This is a genomic window from Campylobacter sp. RM15925 (assembly GCF_012978775.1).
Classification (GTDB): domain Bacteria; phylum Campylobacterota; class Campylobacteria; order Campylobacterales; family Campylobacteraceae; genus Campylobacter_A; species Campylobacter_A canis.
Window position 1 is genome coordinate 1 of sequence record NZ_LIWP01000007.1, and the last position, 13,289, is coordinate 13,289.

The window sequence follows — 13,289 nt, forward strand, 5'->3', positions numbered from 1 at the left end:
AAATTTTTACAAAAATCAAACCTAGGTTTTTCTAAATAAGAATTTAAAAGAGTTAGTATATGTAAAACCGCTTTTCAAATCAAAGTGAATTTACGCTTAAAATCAAAGTGAATTAAATTTGCTTGATTTTTACTTTGATTTCTAACGTTAATTTTATCGTTTTAAATTGTGTTTAAAAGTGTATTAAAACAGTTTAAAATTCCTAAATACTCTTCTGCTATTTTTATGAGTTAGGGTTCTTAAATCCTCATCGCTCTATTTCTCCACCCTCTAGCGTATATCTTATAGCTTGGATTTCTTTCAATCAGTCTATCGTAGTAAGCTATCTCCAGCCTGTCATACTCTTTATCAAATATCTCTTCATCTATTCTATTGATAGCCGTGATGCTTTTTTCTCCCATGTGTCCGTCATCTACTACGCCGGCTACTCTTTGAGCCGTTTTTATAGCCACCCTACATCCGACATTCACCCCAAAGATGAATATCTCATCGGCTTTTTTCTGAGAATTTAGCTCACTTAGTCTCATCCTATCCCAAAAATGCTCTTTGTAAAACTCGGCTACCAGTTCTTGTATATTTGGATCATTATATAGCTTTGTAGAGGCTTCTTTTAAGTCTTTGCTATATCTAACTACACTATACACCTCATTCCAACCTTGCCAATTCGGATTAGCTTTAGCGTATATGCCCATAAAGGTGAGCTCAGGCTCTGTTGGATTTTTATGTAGGGCGTTGCTAGGATTATTAAATTCTAACTCGTATAAAATATCTAGCGATCTACTGAAATTTGGTATCATTCTAACTCCTTGTATGTTTTATTCATGTCTTCATTTCTCGGTATAGGCGGCATATAGTCATGGTCCGAATATCTATCGCTATACCAATCATCTCGCTTTTTTAGTCTGCTGTCTATCACTTTATCAAGTAGGACATTGATCCACTCGGCACCTTTCCATGCAAAAAAGCCACAAGCCGCTAGAGCTACCTTCTGGCTTTGATAGATATGATCTACTATTTCAAAGCTAATCCAGCCAAGAAACATAGAGCTAGCTGTTCCTACTATAAGATTTGCCGCCTTGTGTCCGGTGCTTTTTGAAGGACAAGTTCCTATATTCAAAAGACCGCCTATAAGTCCTATGACTAAAACCCAAAAATATATACCCATCTCTTTTACTATATTAAAGTCATTTGTCATTTAGGCTCTCCTACGCACTCTTTGAGCAGTCTTTCAGTCTCTTCATAATATTTTGCTATGGCTTTGGCGCTCTCTAAATTGTTTTCATCAAATTTTGGCTTATCCGGGATCTTTGCTTCACACTTAATAGGCAGATAGAATCCTGATATACGGTTCTTGTGATGATTTCTGGCTTTTGGCTACATCCCGCTAAAAATACCGCAAAGCTAAGCAGTATGATAAATATGATCTTTCTGATAGTTCTTTCGGTCATATTTTCAAATTTAATCAATGCTTGTATGATCTTCCAGCGTCGCTTTGCTCGCGTAGAAATGCTACTGCGCTCTGCTTTGGTCGCTTTACTCGTTTTCATCTTCCTAACTCCCTAAAAAGGTTCTCGTAATACTTTAGCTTTGCTTGGCACTTGCTTGAAGTATCCGGAGGTTTGATTTTTATACGTATATCCTGCGCTTGATAGATAGCTTGATAAATATCCTGCCGGAGCTGTAGTGAAATTTGATACTAAGCCAGAATACCCGCCGCTAAAGATAGAGTAGATACTCTTTAAATTTGAGACTGCACTTAGTATATTTCCTGCTCCGCCAAACGCGCTATTACCGCTTAAAATTTCACCTGTGCCCGATATTACTACATCTGTGCCATTTACTTGACCGCTAAACCCGCCTTCGGTATTCTTGGTTAATCCGTAAAAAGAAGCGATAGATGCTAAATTTGATCCACCGCCAAGCAATGCACCAAAACCGCCCGATAAGCCTTGCGATAGACTTCTGGCATAAGGGCTAATCATATCTCTAAATAGCCCTTGTCCTATGTCTTTTAACGCGCCTTTTAACGATTTAGTTTTTTGCATAAAGAAATCAAAAAAGCCTTCTTCTACGGTCTTGCTCATGGTAGAGACTGTATCAGCCCAGCTTCCTTTTATATCTTTGAATGAATTTTTAGCTATTTTTGAGCCTTGCAAAAACGCCTTTTCTTCCATTTTTAGCAGCTTATTTAGCTGTTCTTTTGTGATCTTTTCGCCGTTTTCGAATGTAAGCTTCTCATACTTCTCTATGATTTTTGCTTTTTCTATCTGCCAAGCTCTCTCGTATTCGCCTATGGTTTTATAATATTGGGCTCTTAAGTCAAGCTGCTTGGCTACCATCTCGGCTTCACTCTTTTCTACAGCTTTTATGTTTTCATTTGCTATGGCTTCTAGTTTTGAATTTAGGAAGTGTTTTGCTTTGCCTTTGTCTATGCCAAGACTTAGCATTTCATTGTATTTATTAAATACCCCTTGTGTCTTGATTTCAATATCGCTAAAATCAATTTCAGCTATCTCTTTTAGGGCGGATTTTAGAGCTTGTGCGTTTTGAGTGCCCTTGCGTGCAAGATCGTTAAGCTGATTTACAACCTTTTCTCTCTCTATTCTAGCAGCCTCTAACATTTTTGTGCCGCCATTGCCTTCGGATATGTATTTATCAAGCTCAGCTAGTCTCTCTTTTAGTTTAGTAGGAGTTAATACGCCCTCTAAGCTCTTTTCAAGTTCGGCTTAGCTACTTGTAATAACATCTTTGGTTGTATTTTTTAGTCCGTCGGCAATAGAGTTAGCTCCCTCGTATAAGGCTTGCGTGTAGTCGCTAATAGTCTTAGATAGGTCTTGTTGTTCAATCCTTAAATCCTCAATATCCGCCCTTAGAGTTGTTATCTTTTCATTGTATTTGGTAGTAAGAGGAATGCTCCCATCTGGTCGCACTGGTGCTTTTTGAAGGCGATACTCGGTCTTTTCAAGCTCGCGCTCCATTTGTAAAATTTCCTTAGCTATCTCGCTATGACGCTTAGATGCCTTCATTAGTCCAAGCTGTTGCTGGGCTTTGGTTAAATTTATTATCTCTTCAGTCGTTTTTATCAAAGATGCAGTTAGCTTATCGGCTTCACTCTTGCCGTCACTAAAATATCTGATCAATAGTTCAAGGGAGCCAAATACTATAGCCGTCGGTAAAAATGTTTTAAATGTTCTCTTGAGGGTAGTCAAAGTAGTATTAAAGGCATTGGCTGAAAGCGTAGCTAGTTTTATTTGTCCGGCAAATATCGGAAGTATATATTTAACTCCGTCTATCGCCTTACTAAAAGCGAACATCCCGACCTTGGCGGTAGTAATAGAGCCTGCAAGCAACAGCAAGTGTTTAGATGCTTCTGCTAAATAACCGCCGTATTTTACAAGATCCTCTTTGTTTTCGCGAAGTAGATTTGAAAAAGTGACCATGCCTGTGGTTAATGCGCCAAATATAGGTTTTGAAAGCTCTTTATTTAGCTCCGTTAGCTCATTTTTTAAAGATCCAAGCGCTACTTCATATCCATTAGCCGCCTCACCGCTAAGCTCTTTAAATTTAGCCAGCTTTTCAATAAGATAGTCATATACGTTACCGCTTTGGTTTGCCTTTTTAAGCTCCTCATTGGTAAGCCCCACTATCTTCATAAACGAACCCATTTCGCTAGCCGCTATTACGGTGCCGGTAGATAAAGAGTCCATCATAGGCGTTAAATCGCGTATGTTTTTGCCTAGAGCCTGAGCGGCAAGAGCTATACTATCCATTGCCTGTACAGCTTTATCCCTACTTCCTTGTCCTGCTGAAGTGGCATAAAACATATTAAATGCACCGGCTATCTCTTCAAGCGTAAATTTTGTTTTTGCATTAGTCTCGTTGAGCTTTTTTAAGATTTTCTCACTCTCGACCATTCCTAAATTCCATTTAGAGTGAGCGTCAAGAGTCTTGCCAAGAAGACTTACGTTTGATGAGTTTGCAGATATTAGTCCGGTTAGTTGAATTTTAAGATTTTCAAATGAGCGGTTTGCCTCAATACCTGAAGTAGCAACATTTTTAACCGCAACTCCAAGAGCCGTAACTCCGCCTAAAGATAATGCGATTTTGCCAAAAGTTCCTTTTAGGGCATTTGCTACGGTATCGGTATTGGCAAGGCTTTTGCCAAGCTCGTTTACATCTTTTCTGGCAGCATTCAGGCTGTGTGTATGACCGTCAATTATTACTTTAATTTTTACTTCATTACTTGCCATTAGCTACCCCTTTATGGTAAAATATAAGTGTAAAAGGAGCAAAAATGCTGTTTATAGTTAAGAATTTTCTACTTGGCTTTTGGTGGTTTTTTCTAGCAGCTATTGTGGTTGTTGGTGTTTTTGCGATTGCGACATCAGGCTTGGATAAAATTCTAATAATAAGCCTTGTCTCTTTACTTTTTGCAATAGCCAAATATATAGACGATACTCGTGCCAATAAAGCCAAAGATCTATCTATATAATTTACACCCGTACACACTTTAATCCCTTTTATTCATTATTACAATAAAGCTTTTTGAAATTTCGATCATCCATATAAAATCTATTTTAAACCGTTTGCAAAAAGCCTTTAAAATCAAGCTATCGCACTCTATATATCCGCCGCTATATCCCTGCTTGGCTACGCAAGCCATGTTTTGACCACGAAACATCAAAGTTTCGTAGTAATCAAGCCCGAACTCTTTCGGGCTCATTCTGGCTTCTACGCAAGCAAGCAGGCGATCTACTTTTTTGCTCGCTCTTTTTCTATTGCACCATCAACGGCGCTCATAACTGCCGTGTAGCTTAAGCCTTTATCTTCAATCTCAGCCTTGAAAGCTTCAAACTCCTCTCCACTCAAACAAAGATCAAATCTTCTCTTTGCGGTATCATCTACGCTTACCCTCTGTTTTTCAGCCTCTTTAAGTTCTTTTTTCTTCTCTTCTATTTGATCTATGAGCTCAAGAACTTCTTGCATGGCACTTGCTTTAGCTTCGCCTTTTAAGGATGAAGCTATATCTTTTTTGATCTGCTTTTTCTCTTCAAGAGTAGAGATTTCAGCTCCAATTTCTCTTGCGCGACCGACTTTTGAGACAAAATCCTCATAGCTTTTTATGACATCTGTTGCAAAGGCTAGATACGAAAGCCAAATGAACTCGCATGCGCAGTATTTTAGATATGTAGCCATACTTGACTCAAGAGTTCGCCCTAACCACAAAAAACTACATGGACTCATACTTCCTAAAACTGATAAATTTTGGGACAAAAACTATCCGCCTAACGACTGGGGATGTAGGTGCAAGGTTCAAGTATTAACAGAGGATGAGCTTAAAAGCGAAGGCTGGCAAGTGTCTAAAAGCACTCCTTTAAATATAGCCGATAAAGACTGGGCTTATAATGTAGGCAAAGCGGATAACAAGGATAAAATTTTAAAAGAAAAAATCAAAAAAATAGATAAAGACTCCGCCCTTGCAAAAGCTGCACTATCGGAGCTTAAAACCCTAGAGCAAGATCGAAAGCTTTATGTTTGGCAGCAAGGGCTTAATGATATGTTAAAAGTCCTGATTAGCGGCTCAATCATTAAAGATAAAGCCTTTCAAGTAGTTCAAGTGGGCGAGTTAAAACCAAACATAAAAAAGCCCTAAATAATCAAGGTATAACACCAAAGGCTAAAAGTATAGCCATATATCAAAATACGATTTCGCATATCAATAGAGATAGCAAACCGAAAGCAAAAAAGCCGAATATCGATGAAATAAAGGCTATCGTAAGTGTCTTTGATAGAGCTAAACATGTATATTATGATAGTCAAGAAAACGTGTTATTATATTTTTACTCAAGCCTACAGCAAGATAAAATGGTAAATTATGCTGTTGTTAGACTTGACTATGTTTTGAAAAAATTTAAAAGTGACAACTTTATAGCAACAATTAGCAAGATGCCTGATATAAACTATAAAGGCTTTTTAAGGGACAAGAAACGATACAAGAGAATTCGGTAAAGCAAGGCCGGGCATCGAACCCAAGTCATTTATACCCGCAAAGCGGCTATCCCTCTGCCAAATCTGAGGGCATCTCTTGCTTTACCTTTATGTTATTATACCAAAATCACCAAAATTTGACTAATGCTATTTAAACTCGCTCGTTAGCTTCTTGTCTAAAAATTTAAGTATATTTTCTTTTAGATTGGGCTCTAGCTCCCCGTTACTATCTATTGGTAAAAACGGTCTAGCTGGTATATTTAGCTTAGAGCTTCCGAATTGATGAGTAAGTCCGTATGCAAAGCCATTGTTTGAGCTATTATTTGATACGGTTACGCTGTTTTTAGTTGATTTTATATGCCAGTTGTCAGCTAGATCTCCGCTTAGCCTTAGTATTTTCTTTGATCCGCCGGCACCAAATTTATCTAAAAATCCCTTTTTCTGTCTTTTTCCACTCTTCGTATACGCCCTTTTTCTTCCGCCTGCATATCTTAAGGCGGTTTTTGAACTTATGGGTTTCCATCTTTCGCCAAAAGGGCTAGTTTCTGTTTCAAAGGCTCTTTCTATCTTGCTACGGATTATATTGCCCATGGTATCAAAATCGCTTTTATCTAGGTTTTTCAGCTCCTCAAGCCTTTTTAATTTATCTTCAATCTCATCAAACCCCTTTATTTCTATACTCATCTCTTGCTCTTATGAATTTTTCAAGGTATTCGTCGTTTTGTTTAACGGTTTCTATGGTAGTCCACGTCCTACCGCAGCTATCGCATTTTCTAAAGCGAGTTGTTTCAAGACCCTTTACCGTAGCGCTTACTCTGGTCTTTTCATATCCACAAATAAGATCGATGGTTTATAGTAAAGCTTGAAGGAGTACCATTTTAAGCAAGGATGTTTTAATTGTTTGCTGGAGTATTTCTTGTGTCAACTTGACTATTTAACGTTATTGTGTAAGATTATTATGCCTTGCTTGTGTTATATAGCTTTCCAATATAAGCAATTTACAAATAGATAAAACGTTAAGTACGCTAAGTCTCTGCTTGTGGAGTTTATAATAGCAGATTGCATCTCTTTGTTGAAAATATGTCTTTTAAAATTTTATGAATTTTGATTGCAAAATTTAAATAATCATATCTTGCTTTATAGTGTTTGTGGTAATTTTATATAGAAGATTTAGATGGTGACCCATACGAGACTCGAACTCGTGTTACCAACGTGAGAGGCTGGTGTCCTAACCGCTAGACGAATGGGCCAACAAATATAAAAAGATAAAATGGTGCCCCGTGTAGGGCTCGAACCTACGACCCCATCATTAAGAGTGATATGCTCTACCAGCTGAGCTAACGAGGCACACACTAGAATTTTAAAATGGCGCGGCGGACGGGGCTCGAACCCGCGACCTCCGGCGTGACAGGCCGATATTCTAACCAACTGAACTACCGCCGCAACCAAGATAAATGGTGGTCGCTATAAGACTCGAACTTATGACATCCACCTTGTAAGGGTGGCGCTCTACCAACTGAGCTAAGCGACCTAAACTAAATAACAAAAAGCTCAAATTTTAGCTTTTTAATGGCGACCCTTAGAGGATTTGAACCTCTGTTGCTACACTGAGAGAGTAGAGTCCTGGGCCACTAGACGAAAGGGTCACAACCCTAATAAAATAATGGTGTCCTGTGCTGGACTCGAACCAGCGACCCCTTCATTAAAAGTGAAATGCTCTACCGACTGAGCTAACAAGACAAAGTAAAATTTAAAATGGCGCGGCGGACGGGGCTCGAACCCGCGACCTCCGGCGTGACAGGCCGATATTCTAACCAACTGAACTACCGCCGCAACCAAGATAAATGGTGGTCGCTATAAGACTCGAACTTATGACATCCACCTTGTAAGGGTGGCGCTCTACCAACTGAGCTAAGCGACCGAAAATGGTGTCCTGTGCTGGACTCGAACCAGCGACCCCTTCATTAAAAGTGAAATGCTCTACCGACTGAGCTAACAAGACACGATTTCAAAAATTGAAGTTGTGATTATACGCAAAAAGAACTTATTTGTCAAGCTTTTAAGCAGTCTTTGGCTAGATAAATTTAGCTAAACACGTCTATTTTGTAAGTGCCAGCTTAAATTTTAAACTATTGCGTGCTTGAGATTTTCTATGAAATTAAAACAAAAAACAAGTATTAATAATTTTTAGATACATGAATAAAGCTTGCTAGATGAAAATTTAGTTAGTTTTTTAAGCTTAAGCAGAAAGATTTTTGATAGAAAAAAGAGGAGGGTAAAATCTTGGAATTTTTATTGATTTTACCCTTTTTATGTTGCTTTTAAAAATTTAAGCCAATCAAATTAAGGCTAGCAAACTGTATGAAAGCGAGCTTAGTCAACTAGCACGAGTAGCAGGTTTTAAACTCATAAGCCGTAGGACGAGCCTCGTAAGGCCAAACTTGAGTTTCAAATTTATAGTGCTGAAACGCGTCTATAAAGAGCTCGCTCATTATCGGGCTTAGGTATTCGTTATCGCGAATAAGTGCTTCAAGGCTACCGCGCAAAGTGTGCGGCAATTGCTCTATGCCTCTTTCGCGAATTTCATCAAGGTGCAGTTTGAATAAATTCTCATCCATCGGACCGACCGGTTCGATTTGCTTTTTAACTCCGTCAAGTCCTGCCATAAGCATAGCTGAAAACGCCAAATACGGGCAAGCTGTGCTATCAGGGAAGCGAATTTCTGCTCTTACTGATTTTTCGCCCGAGCCGTAAGGAATTCTGATTGAAGCCGAGCGGTTTTGGCTTGAGTATGTTAATATTGAAGGCGCTTCAAATCCCGGAATTAAGCGCTTATAGCTGTTTGTGCTCGGGTTTGTAAATGCCGCCACGCTTCTAGCGTGATGCAAAATTCCCCCGATATACCAGCGTGCAAAATCGCTTAAATTTGCGTAGTTTCCTTTGCCGTAGAATAAGTTTTTGCCATCCTTCCAGACTGATTGGTGTACGTGCATGCCGCTTCCGTTGTCTCCGTAAAGCGGTTTTGGCATAAACGTAGCCGTTTTTCCGTTTAGGTGAGCCACCATTTTAACCACGTATTTGTAAATTTGCACGTTGTCGGCAGCCTCAACCAAAGTGCCAAATTTGACGCCTATCTCGCCTTGTCCTTGAGCTACTTCGTGATGCACGACAAAGGTTTCAAGACCAACTTGCTCAAGCACCTGAACCATCTCCGCGCGCAGATCGACCATGCTATCTGTCGGCTGAGTGGCTAGATATCCGCCCTTTGTGCGCGGTCTATGACCCGTATTGTAGCTATCTGCAAAGTCTCTTGCATCGTTCCATTCGCCCTCTTCGGTATCAACCTCATACATCGCGCAGTTTGCTCTGTCTATGATTTTTACGTTGTCAAATACGAAAAATTCATTTTCCGGACCAAAATACGCCACGTCTCCCATGCCGCTTTCTTTTACGTAAGCCATGGCTTTTTTGGCTATTGAGCGCGGGCATTTCTCATACATTTGATTTTTATATATATCAAATACATCGCAAAAGACAACCGCGGTCATATCGGCTGTAAACGGATCTAAAAACGCGCTTTCGGCTTCAGGTTTAAGTAGCATGTCGGACTTATCTATAGGCTGCCAACCTCCCGTAGAGCTTGCGTCAAAAGGTATCCCGTACTCAAAAGCGTCTTTTTCTATAACTTTAGCATTGTATGTAAGAGAGTGCCATCCGCCGTTCATATCGGTGTATCTAAAATCTATAAATTTAACCTCGTTTTCTTTGCAAAATTCAAAAAAGTGATCGACACTCCTCACAAATTTTCCCATTGTCTTATATCTCCTTGGATTTAAATCTCGTAATTTTACCACATTTTTTAATGTTTAAGTTTGTTTTTATATTTATATTTTACCCGTTTTAAAATTCAACCATAAATTTATCTCTGTTTTTAAAGCAAGCGCATTTGCTAAAGCCGAATTTCTTAGCGATATCTTCGCATTTTTGCCCGTTTAGCCCGACTTGATCTTTTGCGTGCGCGTCAGAGCCAAAAGTTATGGCGATATCTAAATTTGCAAGCTCTTCAAGAAGCAGATTTGACGGATACTGTTCGGTTATCGGCTTTCTAAACCCTGCGGCGTTAATTTCAACTACCAAATTTGCCTTTTTAATGGCGCTTAGAGCGTCTTTAGCTATAATTCTTACATCTTTTTTTGGCAAAAATTTAAACACTTTTATAAGATCAAGATGTCCCACGATGTCAAATTTACCGCTTCTTGCAAGCGCGTTTATGCAGTAAAAATAATCTTCCCAAATTTTATCTATGTCTTTATTTTTGTATTCGCCTATGAATTCGGGATTGTCAAAGCCCCAGCCGTTTATAAAGTGCACCGAGCCGATTAGATAATCAACCTTTCTGCTAAGCACTCGCTCGTCCATAAAGCCATCTAAAAAATCAACCTCATATCCGAGCAAAATTTCGATTTTGTCTTTGAATTCATCTTGCAAATTAAGAATTTCTCTCTCGTAAATTTCCATCTCGTTAAAGCTCATTCTATAAGCTTCGTCAAATTTCATCGGAGCGTGATCTGAAAATCCAAAATAAGAAGCTCCTGAATCAATCGCCGCCAAAACATACTCTCGCGGCTCATCTACTGCGTGTTTGCAAAGCGGAGTGTGGTTATGTAGATCAACCTTCATTAAATTTCCTTTTACTTTATAAATAGCAATCAAAATGCTATCAAAAGTTTATTAAATTTAAAGGCAATTTTTTTTGTTTAAACTAATATTTCGTTAAATTTTAATATAATCTTGCGAAATTTGGATTAGGAGTTGTTATGACGCAAGAAGAGTTAGACGCCCTTATGGCAGGCGGACTTGACGGACTTGATGAAGAAGAGGCGGATAGCGAAAAAAATCCACTTCAAGAAGAGGATAAAAAGATTGAAAATATAAACGAAACAAGTGAGCTTAAAGACGCTGACATTTATGCTGATTACCGAGTATCGGCTAGTGTAGCTTGGCCTCCGCCTCCGCCGACTGACGATCACAAGATGGTTCATCAGCTTGATGATGTGACTAAGGATAGCGAAGAAAAAGCCACTCAGATGTTTGACAAGCTTGATGCGATCAATAACTTTTTTATGGATGCCGAAAGCGGTTGCAACGCTATCATTAAAGGGCTTGAAAGCAACATAGAAATTTTTACGAAGCTAAATGATAAATTCCCTAACGTAGCCGCATTTAAAGACGCTCTTGATAAAAACAACGAGCTTAAAAATAGCGCCGAGGACGTACTTGGAAATATCCAAATGGGTGAAGATGAAGTGATGATGACTATGGACATGATGCAGTATCAAGATATCCACCGCCAAAAGATAGAGCGCGTTATAAACGTTATGCGTGCGCTTAGCAAATATATGAGCAGTCTGTTTGAGGGCAAGATCGATGATGAAAAGCGCGTAGGATCTGCGGTACATATTGCAGGCGATACGACTACTGAAAATTTGGTAAGTAATGATGATATCGAAGCCTTGATCGAAAGTTTGGGTAAGAAGTGAAAAGACCTGAGCTACTAAGTCCTGCAGGAAATTTAACCAAACTAAAAATCGCGCTTGAATACGGAGCGGACGCCGTATATGCAAGTGTAGCAAGTTTCTCGCTTAGAACCCGCTCGGCTAGAGAATTTAACTTGCAAACCTTTGAAGAGGCGATAGATTATACTCATTCAAAGGGCAAGAAATTTTACGCTACGGTTAATGCCTTTCCTTTTAACTCGCAAATAGAGCCTTTAAAGCGCCATTTAAAGACGATTTCGGCGATGAAGCCTGATGCTTTTATCATCGCAACCCCCGGCGTTATGAGCCTAGCTAAAGAGATAGCGCCCGACATAGAGGTTCATCTCTCCACACAAGCAAACGTACTAAATTTCTTGGACGCTAAAATTTATCACGACATGGGCGCAAAGCGTATAGTAGTAGCGCGCGAGATGAATTTAAAGGACGTAATCAAGATAAAAGAGGCAATCCCTACTCTTGATATCGAAATTTTCGTACACGGCTCGATGTGTTTTGCGTATTCGGGGCGCTGTTTGGTAAGCTCCGTGCAAAGCGGTCGTATGGCAAATCGCGGAAGCTGCGCGAATGACTGTCGCTTTAAATACGAGCTTTACGCCAAAAACGATGAGAGCGGAGTGCTATTTCGCCTTGAAGAGGATGAAAACGGCACTCATATCATGAATTCAAAGGATTTAAAGCTCGCTGCTCACGTAGAAGATATCATAAAATCAGGCGTTGTCGATAGCTTTAAGATAGAAGGTCGCACCAAAAGCGAATACTACGCGGCTTGTACCGCAAGAGCATATAAAATGGCGATAGATGACGCTATGGCGGGTAAATTTGACGCGCAAATTTATGACGCGGAGCTAAATACGCTTAAAAATCGTGGCTTTACCGATGGATACTTGGTGCATAGACCCTTTGAAAGACCGAGCACGCAAAATCACTTCAGTAGCCTAGAAGAGGGCACTCATCAGGTAAATGCCATAAGCGAGGACGGGGAGTTCTTTAAGTGCAAATTTAAGATAGTTTTAAACAGACCTTACGAGCTTGTAATGCCAATCGGCAAAGACGCAAGCGAAACTGAAAATGAAATTTGTAAAATTTACTCCAAAGATGGCAAGAAATTTATAGAGTTTAAGAAGCTCATCACTAAAAAAGGCAAAGAGATGAGCGAAATTCACAGCGGAAATGAAAATGAGGTGAATTTAGGCGTGAAGTTGCCTGAATTTAGCTTTTTAAGAGAGGAGATAAGATGAAATTTGTTTCGATTATAATGGGAAGCAAGAGCGATTACGAGATAGTAAATGAAGCGGCGAAAGTTTTAGAAAAATTTGAAGTAAGCTACGAGCTTATCATCTCTTCGGCTCACAGAAGTCCAAAAAGAACTAGTGAATATGTATCAAGCGCGGAAAGCAGGGGAGCTCAAGTATTTATCGCAGCAGCGGGTATGGCGGCTCACTTAGCAGGAGCGATCGCTGCAAATACAACTCGCCCCGTTATCGGCATACCGATGGGCGGAAGCTCATTAAGTGGCGTTGATGCACTTTATTCTACGGTGCAAATGCCTGCAGGCATGCCTGTAGGAACAGTCGCTATCGGCAAGGCCGGAGCGGTGAATGCGGCCTATCTTGCACTTCAAATTTTAGCGCTTAACGATAGCTCGCTTGATGAGAGCTTAAGAGCCGATAGAGAAGCTAAAGCAAAAGCGGTCGAGGAAGACTCGAAAAAAGTGGAGGTCTTACTCGCGTAAAAGGAGCAAAA

At 39.7% G+C, this 13,289-nt stretch carries 15 protein-coding genes and 9 tRNA genes; 5 read left to right on the plus strand and 19 right to left on the minus strand.

What is annotated here, in order from left to right:
* Positions 1 to 239: 239 nt before the first annotated feature.
* From CDOM15925_RS05420 to CDOM15925_RS05440, 5 genes are all read right to left on the minus strand, one after another.
* Complete coding sequence (locus CDOM15925_RS05420) at positions 240 to 797, minus strand: putative peptidoglycan-binding domain-containing protein (RefSeq protein ID WP_211436681.1); 558 nt, start codon at positions 795 to 797, stop codon at positions 240 to 242.
* Positions 794 to 1,195, minus strand: a complete 402-nt coding sequence (locus tag CDOM15925_RS05425; protein ID WP_169941890.1) for a phage holin family protein — start codon at positions 1,193 to 1,195, stop codon at positions 794 to 796. Before CDOM15925_RS05425 ends, CDOM15925_RS05420 begins: the two co-directional genes overlap by 4 nt.
* A 73-nt stretch (positions 1,196 to 1,268) precedes the next feature.
* On the minus strand, positions 1,269 to 1,547 hold the full coding sequence (locus CDOM15925_RS10070; RefSeq protein WP_249934696.1) for a hypothetical protein: 279 nt from the start codon (positions 1,545 to 1,547) through the stop codon (positions 1,269 to 1,271).
* Positions 1,548 to 1,559: 12 nt separating this feature from the next.
* Positions 1,560 to 2,621: a hypothetical protein gene (locus CDOM15925_RS05435; protein ID WP_169941892.1), complete on the minus strand. Its 1,062-nt coding sequence runs from the start codon at positions 2,619 to 2,621 to the stop codon at positions 1,560 to 1,562.
* A 105-nt stretch (positions 2,622 to 2,726) separates the two neighbouring features.
* Complete coding sequence (locus CDOM15925_RS05440; RefSeq protein WP_169941893.1) at positions 2,727 to 4,250, minus strand: hypothetical protein; 1,524 nt, start codon at positions 4,248 to 4,250, stop codon at positions 2,727 to 2,729.
* 44 nt (positions 4,251 to 4,294) lie between these two features.
* On the opposite strand from CDOM15925_RS05440, the gene CDOM15925_RS05445 reads away from it, so the two are divergent.
* Positions 4,295 to 4,492, plus strand: a complete 198-nt coding sequence (locus CDOM15925_RS05445; RefSeq protein ID WP_169941895.1) for a hypothetical protein — start codon at positions 4,295 to 4,297, stop codon at positions 4,490 to 4,492.
* An 18-nt stretch (positions 4,493 to 4,510) separates the two neighbouring features.
* Here CDOM15925_RS05445 and CDOM15925_RS05450 read toward each other — a convergent pair whose 3' ends face one another.
* Both CDOM15925_RS05450 and CDOM15925_RS05455 read right to left on the minus strand, forming a co-directional pair.
* Entirely contained in the window at positions 4,511 to 4,723 is a 213-nt protein-coding gene (locus tag CDOM15925_RS05450; protein WP_169941897.1) for a hypothetical protein, read from the minus strand.
* Between the two features lie 29 nt (positions 4,724 to 4,752).
* Positions 4,753 to 5,196, minus strand: coding sequence for a hypothetical protein (locus CDOM15925_RS05455; protein WP_169941899.1), 444 nt, complete (start codon positions 5,194 to 5,196; stop codon positions 4,753 to 4,755).
* On the opposite strand from CDOM15925_RS05455, the gene CDOM15925_RS05460 reads away from it, so the two are divergent.
* On the plus strand, positions 5,159 to 5,653 hold the full coding sequence (locus CDOM15925_RS05460) for a phage head morphogenesis protein (RefSeq protein WP_249934697.1): 495 nt from the start codon (positions 5,159 to 5,161) through the stop codon (positions 5,651 to 5,653). The genes CDOM15925_RS05455 and CDOM15925_RS05460 overlap by 38 nt on opposite strands.
* Before the next feature lie 482 nt (positions 5,654 to 6,135).
* Here CDOM15925_RS05460 and CDOM15925_RS05465 read toward each other — a convergent pair whose 3' ends face one another.
* From CDOM15925_RS05465 to CDOM15925_RS05520, 12 genes are all read right to left on the minus strand, one after another.
* A complete protein-coding gene (locus tag CDOM15925_RS05465) occupies positions 6,136 to 6,672 on the minus strand; it encodes a phage virion morphogenesis family protein (RefSeq protein ID WP_169941903.1) in 537 nt (178 codons plus the stop codon).
* A 491-nt stretch (positions 6,673 to 7,163) separates the two neighbouring features.
* Positions 7,164 to 7,238 (minus strand) — tRNA-Glu (locus tag CDOM15925_RS05470).
* Between the two features lie 21 nt (positions 7,239 to 7,259).
* Positions 7,260 to 7,335 (minus strand) — tRNA-Lys (locus CDOM15925_RS05475).
* Between the two features lie 19 nt (positions 7,336 to 7,354).
* A tRNA-Asp gene (locus CDOM15925_RS05480) sits at positions 7,355 to 7,431 on the minus strand.
* A gap of 12 nt (positions 7,432 to 7,443) precedes the next feature.
* A tRNA-Val gene (locus tag CDOM15925_RS05485) sits at positions 7,444 to 7,519 on the minus strand.
* A 39-nt stretch (positions 7,520 to 7,558) separates the two neighbouring features.
* Positions 7,559 to 7,634: transfer RNA gene (locus CDOM15925_RS05490), tRNA-Glu, on the minus strand.
* Positions 7,635 to 7,652: 18 nt separating this feature from the next.
* Positions 7,653 to 7,728, minus strand: a tRNA-Lys gene (locus CDOM15925_RS05495).
* 16 nt (positions 7,729 to 7,744) lie between these two features.
* Positions 7,745 to 7,821: transfer RNA gene (locus CDOM15925_RS05500), tRNA-Asp, on the minus strand.
* A 12-nt stretch (positions 7,822 to 7,833) separates the two neighbouring features.
* Positions 7,834 to 7,909: transfer RNA gene (locus tag CDOM15925_RS05505), tRNA-Val, on the minus strand.
* Positions 7,910 to 7,914: 5 nt separating this feature from the next.
* Positions 7,915 to 7,990: transfer RNA gene (locus CDOM15925_RS05510), tRNA-Lys, on the minus strand.
* A 379-nt stretch (positions 7,991 to 8,369) separates the two neighbouring features.
* Positions 8,370 to 9,800, minus strand: coding sequence for a type I glutamate--ammonia ligase (gene glnA / locus CDOM15925_RS05515; RefSeq protein ID WP_169941905.1), 1,431 nt, complete (start codon positions 9,798 to 9,800; stop codon positions 8,370 to 8,372).
* Positions 9,801 to 9,888: 88 nt separating this feature from the next.
* Positions 9,889 to 10,668, minus strand: a complete 780-nt coding sequence (locus CDOM15925_RS05520) for a histidinol-phosphatase (protein WP_169941907.1) — start codon at positions 10,666 to 10,668, stop codon at positions 9,889 to 9,891.
* A 137-nt stretch (positions 10,669 to 10,805) separates the two neighbouring features.
* Here CDOM15925_RS05520 and CDOM15925_RS05525 point away from each other — a divergent pair, with 137 nt between their 5' ends.
* From CDOM15925_RS05525 to purE, 3 genes are read left to right on the plus strand one after another with little or no spacing between them, the layout of a single operon-like run.
* Entirely contained in the window at positions 10,806 to 11,528 is a 723-nt protein-coding gene (locus tag CDOM15925_RS05525; protein ID WP_169941909.1) for a chemotaxis protein, read from the plus strand.
* Positions 11,525 to 12,784 carry a peptidase U32 family protein gene (locus CDOM15925_RS05530; protein WP_169941911.1) on the plus strand — a complete coding sequence of 420 codons (1,260 nt, stop codon included), beginning with the start codon at positions 11,525 to 11,527 and terminating at the stop codon, positions 12,782 to 12,784. Before CDOM15925_RS05525 ends, CDOM15925_RS05530 begins: the two co-directional genes overlap by 4 nt.
* Positions 12,781 to 13,278 (plus strand): 5-(carboxyamino)imidazole ribonucleotide mutase, encoded by a 498-nt coding sequence (gene purE / locus CDOM15925_RS05535; protein WP_169941913.1) that lies wholly within the window; start codon positions 12,781 to 12,783, stop codon positions 13,276 to 13,278. Before CDOM15925_RS05530 ends, purE begins: the two co-directional genes overlap by 4 nt.
* The last annotated feature ends 11 nt before the right edge of the window (positions 13,279 to 13,289 follow it).